This is a genomic window from Pseudomonas gessardii (assembly GCF_001983165.1).
Lineage (GTDB): Bacteria > Pseudomonadota > Gammaproteobacteria > Pseudomonadales > Pseudomonadaceae > Aquipseudomonas > Aquipseudomonas gessardii.
Genome location: NZ_MNPU01000063.1, coordinates 23163 through 29745 on the forward strand (window position 1 = coordinate 23163; position 6583 = coordinate 29745).

The following is a 6583-nucleotide window of genomic DNA, read 5'->3' on the forward strand; positions in this document are numbered from 1 at the left end:
CTAAAATGCGCCGCCTTATCCGTCTGTAGGCTGCACTGTGCCATTTACCTGGGTTGATTGGGCGATCGTAGCCATCATCGCCATCTCCGCATTGATCAGTCTAAGCCGCGGCTTCGTCAAAGAAGCTTTATCGCTGCTGACCTGGATCGTTGCAGGAGTCGTCGCCTGGATGTTCGGCGGATCTCTGGCCGTTTACCTGGCCGGCTATATCGAAACACCTTCGGCCCGTGTCATCGCGGGCTGCGCCATCATGTTCATCGCCACGCTGCTGGTGGGAGCAATGGTCAATTATCTTATCGGCGAATTGATACGTGTCACCGGCCTCTCCGGGACCGATCGATTTCTCGGCATGGCCTTCGGCGCCGCGCGTGGCGCGTTGCTGGTGGTTGTTGCGGTCGGGCTGTTGAGCCTGGGCCCGGTACAGCAGGATTCGTGGTGGCAGGAGTCGAGTCTCGTGCCAAAATTTCTATTGGTTGCAGATTGGTCCAAGAACCTCATATTGGGGTGGAGCAGTCAGTGGCTGGCCAGCGGTATCAGCGTACCCGCTGATATTCCGTTCAAGGAACACCTCTTGCCGGGCAATGCGCCGCAGTAAGTCGTGTTCAGTCAAGATTCATTAAGTAGGGGTTGCGTCGCATGTGTGGCATCGTCGGTATCGTCGGTAAGTCGAACGTCAATCAGGCGCTGTATGACGCGCTAACCGTCCTCCAGCACCGCGGCCAGGACGCTGCCGGTATTGTGACCAGCCACGACGGCCGGTTATTCCTGCGCAAGGACAATGGCCTGGTACGTGACGTGTTCCATCAGCGTCACATGCAGCGCCTGGTCGGGCACATGGGCATTGGCCATGTGCGTTATCCGACTGCCGGTAGCTCGACTTCGGCCGAAGCTCAACCGTTTTACGTCAACTCGCCCTACGGCATTACCTTGGCGCATAACGGCAACCTGACCAACGTTGAGCAACTGGCCAAGGAGATCTACGAATCTGACCTGCGCCATGTCAACACCAATTCCGACTCGGAAGTGCTGCTCAACGTGTTCGCCCACGAACTGGCCCAGCGCGGCAAGTTGCAGCCGACCGAAGAAGATGTATTCGCGGCCGTGACTGACGTGCACAACCGCTGCGTGGGTGGCTACGCGGTCGTGGCAATGATCACCGGCTACGGGATCGTCGGTTTCCGCGACCCCCACGGCATCCGCCCGATCGTGTTCGGCCAGCGTCATACCGACGAAGGCGTCGAGTACATGATTGCCTCCGAAAGCGTGTCCCTGGACGTGCTGGGCTTCACCCTGGTGCGCGACCTGGCGCCGGGCGAAGCGGTGTACATCACCGAAGACGGCAAGCTGCACACCCGTCAGTGCGCGATCAACCCGAAACTCACCCCCTGCATCTTCGAGCACGTCTACCTGGCGCGCCCGGATTCGATCATCGACGGTGTCTCGGTGTACAAGGCGCGTCTGCGCATGGGCGAGAAGCTCGCCGAAAAGATCCTGCGCGAGCGCCCGGAGCACGACATCGACGTGGTGATCCCGATCCCGGACACCAGCCGCACCGCCGCGCTGGAACTGGCCACCCGCCTGGGCGTCAAGTTCCGCGAAGGTTTCGTCAAGAACCGCTACATCGGTCGCACCTTCATCATGCCGGGCCAGGCGGCTCGCAAGAAGTCGGTACGCCAGAAGCTCAACGCTATCGAGCTGGAATTCCGCGGCAAGAACGTGATGCTGGTGGACGACTCCATCGTGCGCGGCACTACGTGCAAACAGATCATCCAGATGGCCCGTGAGGCCGGGGCGAAGAACGTGTACTTCTGTTCTGCCGCACCTGCCGTGCGGTACCCGAATGTGTACGGTATCGACATGCCGAGCGCCCACGAACTGATCGCACACAATCGTTCGACCCAGGATGTGGCTGACCTGATCGGCGCTGATTGGCTGATTTACCAGGATCTTCCTGACCTGATCGAAGCGGTGGGCGGCGGCAAGATCAAGATCGAGCAGTTCGATTGCGCGGTCTTCGATGGCAAGTACGTGACCGGTGACGTCGACGAGGCTTACCTGAACAAGATCGAGCAGGCGCGCAACGACTCCTCGAAGATCAAGACCCAGGCGGTCAGCGCGATCATCGATCTGTACAACAACTGAGTAATCACCGGCCCTGAGGGGCCGGTTTTGTATCTTAAATAAAGAATTGAGTGAAGGAGTGGCAGCATGAGTCAGGAATGGGATGCCGGTCGGTTGGACAGCGACCTCGATGGTGTGGCTTTCGATACCCTGGCTGTGCGCGCCGGCCAGCACCGCACGCCGGAAGGTGAGCACGGCGACCCGATGTTCTTCACCTCCAGCTACGTGTTCCGCACTGCGGCGGACGCGGCGGCGCGCTTTGCTGGCGAAGTGCCGGGTAATGTCTACTCCCGTTACACCAACCCGACGGTGCGCGCCTTTGAAGAGCGCATTGCGGCGCTGGAAGGGGCAGAGCAGGCCGTCGCCACGGCAACCGGCATGGCGGCGATCCTTGCGGTGGTGATGAGCCTGTGCAGTGCTGGCGACCATGTATTGGTGTCGCGCAGCGTGTTTGGCTCGACCATCAGCCTGTTCGAGAAGTACTTCAAGCGCTTTGGCATTGAAGTCGACTACGTGCCGCTGGCAGACCTGTCGGGCTGGGATGGGGCGATCAAGGCCAATACCAAATTGCTGTTCGTCGAGTCGCCGTCCAACCCGTTGGCAGAACTGGTGGACATCACGGCCCTCGCCGAAGTGGCCCACGCCAAGGGCGCGATGCTGGTGGTGGATAACTGCTTCTGCACGCCAGCCCTGCAGCAGCCGCTGAAGCTGGGCGCAGATATCGTGGTGCATTCGGCTACCAAGTTCATCGATGGCCAGGGCCGTTGCATGGGCGGCGTAGTGGCCGGCCGTGGCGAGCAGATGAAGGAAGTGGTGGGCTTCTTGCGCACCGCTGGCCCGACCCTGAGCCCGTTCAATGCCTGGGTTTTCCTCAAGGGCCTGGAAACCCTGAGCCTGCGGATGAAAGCCCATTGCGCCAATGCCCAGGCCCTGGCCGAGTGGCTGGAGCAGCAGGACGGCATCGAGAAAGTCCACTACGCCGGCTTGAAGAGCCACCCGCAACACGAGCTGGCCCAGCGTCAGCAGCGCGGGTTCGGGGCGGTGGTCAGTTTTGAGGTCAAGGGCGGCAAAGACGGCGCATGGCGCTTTATCGATGCCACGCGCCTGATTTCCATCACCGCCAACCTGGGTGATAGCAAAACCACCATTACCCATCCAGGCACCACCTCCCATGGTCGCCTTGCCCCGCAGGAGCGTGAGGCGGCCGGTATCCGCGACAGCCTGATCCGCGTGGCGGTGGGCCTGGAAGACGTGGCTGACTTGCAGGCCGACCTGGCTCGCGGGCTGGCGGCCTTGTGATCGAGTGGTCCCTGGAGGCGGCTGGCGCTACTAATGGCCGGGTCGCGTTGGTAACAGGCGCGGCCCGGGGCATCGGCCTGGGGATCGCGGCCTGGCTGGTCAGCGAAGGTTGGCAAGTAGTATTGGCCGACCTGGATCGCGAGCGGGGCGCCAAGGTGTCCAAGGTGTTGGGCGATAACGCCTGGTTTATCACCATGGACGTGGCCGATGAGCAGCAGGTGGCCCTTGGGGTGGCTGAGGTGCTTGGCCAGTTCGGGCGCCTGGATGCTCTGGTGTGCAATGCCGCGGTGGCCGATCCGCGCAATATCACATTGGATAGCCTGGACCTGGCCTACTGGAACCGGGTGCTGGCGGTAAACCTCAGTGGGCCGATGCTGCTGGCCAAGCACTGTGCGCCCTACCTGCGCGCCCACGGCGGTTCCATCGTCAACCTGGCCTCGACCCGGGCCCGACAGTCGGAGCCGGATACCGAGGCCTACGCGGCGAGCAAGGGCGGCCTGTTGGCCCTGACGCACGCGCTGGCCATCAGCCTGGGGCCGGAGGTGCGGGTCAACGCCGTCAGCCCTGGCTGGATCGACGCCCGTGATCCCGCAACGCGCCGTGCCGAGCCGTTGAGCGACGCCGATCATGCGCAGCATCCTGCGGGCCGGGTAGGCACGGTTGAGGACGTGGCAGCCATGGTGGCGTGGCTGCTGTCGCGCAGCGCCGGGTTTGTGACGGGGCAGGAGTTCGTGGTGGATGGTGGGATGAGCAAGAAGATGATTTACAGCGAGTAGGGCGGGTCCCGTGCTTGACGTTATTTACTCTTTTTCAGAAAAACTTCAAGCAGGCTATTGACTTAGGTCCGCCATCTGCGTAAATTTCGCGGCCTCAACGAAGCAAAGGGTGATTAGCTCAGCTGGGAGAGCATCTGCCTTACAAGCAGAGGGTCGGCGGTTCGATCCCGTCATCACCCACCACTTCTTGAGAGTTTTGCCTTCGGGCAAGACGCAACGCTAAAGGTTGCACCGACGCGCAGCGGTAGTTCAGTCGGTTAGAATACCGGCCTGTCACGCCGGGGGTCGCGGGTTCGAGTCCCGTCCGCTGCGCCATATTTTCCAGGTCCGATGTTTCGGATTTGAGATTGAACAGCCAAGGCTGATCAGTCAGATGTTTGAAGGCGGTTGAAGGTGACACTTCGGCAGTCTGAGCGATACGCAGCGGTAGTTCAGTCGGTTAGAATACCGGCCTGTCACGCCGGGGGTCGCGGGTTCGAGTCCCGTCCGCTGCGCCATATCTGTTCCAGGGTCCACTGAACACCCTGAGAGCGCCAAGACAAGCTTTATGCTTGACTGGATCGATAGCAAAGACCCTGGTCGAAAGACCGGGGTTTTTTGTGTCTGCGATTTGATCGGGCGATTTGCAGGAACCGGCAAACCGGCGCCTGCAATGCTTGTGTCAGAAGCCCAGCTTGTCCCGCAGCCCGTAGTACCACGCGCCCAGCGCCGCAAATGGCGTGCGCAGCAGTTGGCCGCCCGGGAACGGGTAGTGCGGCAGGTCGGCAAATGCATCAAAACGCTCTGCCTGGCCCCTGAGGGCTTCGGCCAGTACCTTGCCTGCCAGGTGGGTGTACGTCACGCCATGGCCGCTGCAGCCCTGGGAGTAGTAGATGTTGTCGCCGATGCGACCGACCTGGGGCAGGCGCGACAGGGTCAGCAGGAAGTTGCCGGTCCAGGCGTAGTCGATTTTTACATCCTTGAGTTGTGGAAAGGCCTTGAGCATCTTCGGCCGGATGATGGCTTCGATGTTCGCCGGATCCCGCGCGCCATACACCACGCCACCGCCGAAGATCAGGCGCTTGTCGCTGGTCAGTCGGTAGTAGTCGAGCAAGTAGTTGCAATCTTCGACACAAAAATCCTGGGGCAGCAGGGTTTTGGCCAGTTCATCGCCCAGGGGCGCCGTGGTAATCACTTGTGTGCCGCAGGGCATCGACTTGGCCGCCAGTTCGGGCACCAGGTTGCCCAGGTAGGCGTTGCCGGCGACGATGATGAATTTAGCCTTCACCTTGCCTTGGGCGGTGTGAACCACAGGGTTGGCGCCACGCTCGATACGCACGGCGGCGGACTGTTCGTAGATCGTGCCACCCAGGGATTCCACGGCCGCCGCTTCACCCAGGGCCAGGTTGAGCGGATGGATATGCCCGCCACTCATGTCCAGCAGGCCGCCCACGTAGTTCTCACAGGCCACCACCTCGCGGATGCGCCGCTCGTCGAGCAGCTCCAGCTGGGTATGGCCGTAGCGTTCCCACAAACGCTTCTGCGACTCCAGGTGGCCCATGTGCTTGCTATTGAGCGCGGCAAAGACACCGCCGTCTTTCAAGTCGCACTGGATCTGGTATTTGGCGACCCGCTCACGAATGATCCTGCCGCCCTCGAACGCCATTTGCCCCAACAGTTGTGCCTGCTGGGGGCCGACGCTGCGCTCGATCACGTCGATATCACGGCTGTAGCTGTTGACGATCTGGCCACCATTGCGCCCAGACGCACCGAAACCCACCTTGGCGGCTTCCAGTACCGTCACGCGAAAGCCGTTCTCCAGCAGGAACAGCGCACTCGACAGTCCGGTATAGCCGGCGCCGATCACGCACACGTCGGTTTCGATTTCACCTTGTAGCGCGGGCCGGGGAGGAGCCGCATTGGCGGATGCGGCGTAATAGGACTGGGGGTAGGGGGTGTTCGCCATACTGGAACCTCTGTTTTATATTTTTTACGAGTGCGCCGATCCTACCTGAGTTGAAAATACCCTGCCAGCCACCCGAAAAAATCAGCATGGCTGATAAAAAATAAAAAATTCGCATATTCATAGGCTTAGCTGCAAAAAAGGTGTTGACACCCCTTGGGAATTCCGTAGAATGCCGCCTCACAGCAGGCACGTAGCTCAGTTGGTTAGAGCACCACCTTGACATGGTGGGGGTCGTTGGTTCGAGTCCAATCGCGCCTACCAAACAAAATCCGCTCTGCTGGGCGGTCTAGAAGGGCTCACCGAAAGGTGGGCCCTTTTTTGTTGGTGCGCCAGGCATGGCGCGTTGCGCGCAAGCGCAACCAGCTTGGCTGTGGTGGCCACGCTGGTGACTGGGAGGTGAAAGTCCTCTACACACCCGGCAAGGGGAAGTGTTAGCCAGAGG

The 6583-nt window shown here is 61.0% G+C and carries 5 protein-coding genes and 4 tRNA genes; 8 read left to right on the forward strand and 1 reads right to left on the reverse strand.

What is annotated here, in order from left to right:
- Nucleotides 1-37: 37 nt before the first annotated feature.
- From BLL38_RS27060 to BLL38_RS27090, 7 genes are all read left to right on the forward strand, one after another.
- Nucleotides 38-595, forward strand: a complete 558-nt coding sequence (locus BLL38_RS27060) for a CvpA family protein (RefSeq protein ID WP_076965017.1) — start codon at nucleotides 38-40, stop codon at nucleotides 593-595.
- Nucleotides 596-636: 41 nt separating this feature from the next.
- On the forward strand, nucleotides 637-2142 hold the full coding sequence (gene purF / locus BLL38_RS27065; RefSeq protein WP_057438614.1) for an amidophosphoribosyltransferase: 1506 nt from the start codon (nucleotides 637-639) through the stop codon (nucleotides 2140-2142).
- Between the two features lie 66 nt (nucleotides 2143-2208).
- Complete coding sequence (locus tag BLL38_RS27070; protein ID WP_076965018.1) at nucleotides 2209-3420, forward strand: O-succinylhomoserine sulfhydrylase; 1212 nt, start codon at nucleotides 2209-2211, stop codon at nucleotides 3418-3420.
- 11 nt (nucleotides 3421-3431) lie between these two features.
- Nucleotides 3432-4196 carry an SDR family oxidoreductase gene (locus tag BLL38_RS27075; RefSeq protein ID WP_090413093.1) on the forward strand — a complete coding sequence of 255 codons (765 nt, stop codon included), beginning with the start codon at nucleotides 3432-3434 and terminating at the stop codon, nucleotides 4194-4196.
- 107 nt (nucleotides 4197-4303) lie between these two features.
- Nucleotides 4304-4379: transfer RNA gene (locus BLL38_RS27080), tRNA-Val, on the forward strand.
- Nucleotides 4380-4434: 55 nt separating this feature from the next.
- Nucleotides 4435-4511: transfer RNA gene (locus BLL38_RS27085), tRNA-Asp, on the forward strand.
- A gap of 105 nt (nucleotides 4512-4616) precedes the next feature.
- Nucleotides 4617-4693, forward strand: a tRNA-Asp gene (locus BLL38_RS27090).
- Nucleotides 4694-4857: 164 nt separating this feature from the next.
- Here the strand turns inward: BLL38_RS27090 and BLL38_RS27095 are convergent.
- Complete coding sequence (locus BLL38_RS27095; protein WP_076965020.1) at nucleotides 4858-6141, reverse strand: NAD(P)/FAD-dependent oxidoreductase; 1284 nt, start codon at nucleotides 6139-6141, stop codon at nucleotides 4858-4860.
- Between the two features lie 184 nt (nucleotides 6142-6325).
- Between BLL38_RS27095 and BLL38_RS27100 the strand changes: the two genes are divergently transcribed.
- Nucleotides 6326-6402, forward strand: a tRNA-Val gene (locus tag BLL38_RS27100).
- The last annotated feature ends 181 nt before the right edge of the window (nucleotides 6403-6583 follow it).

Coding starts and splice junctions, on each gene's coding strand:
- BLL38_RS27095 (WP_076965020.1), bottom strand. CDS start 6,141: ATGGCGAACACCCCCTACCCCCAGTCCTATTACGCCGCATCCGCCAAT.
- purF (WP_057438614.1), top strand. CDS start 637: ATGTGTGGCATCGTCGGTATCGTCGGTAAGTCGAACGTCAATCAGGCG.
- BLL38_RS27070 (WP_076965018.1), top strand. CDS start 2,209: ATGAGTCAGGAATGGGATGCCGGTCGGTTGGACAGCGACCTCGATGGT.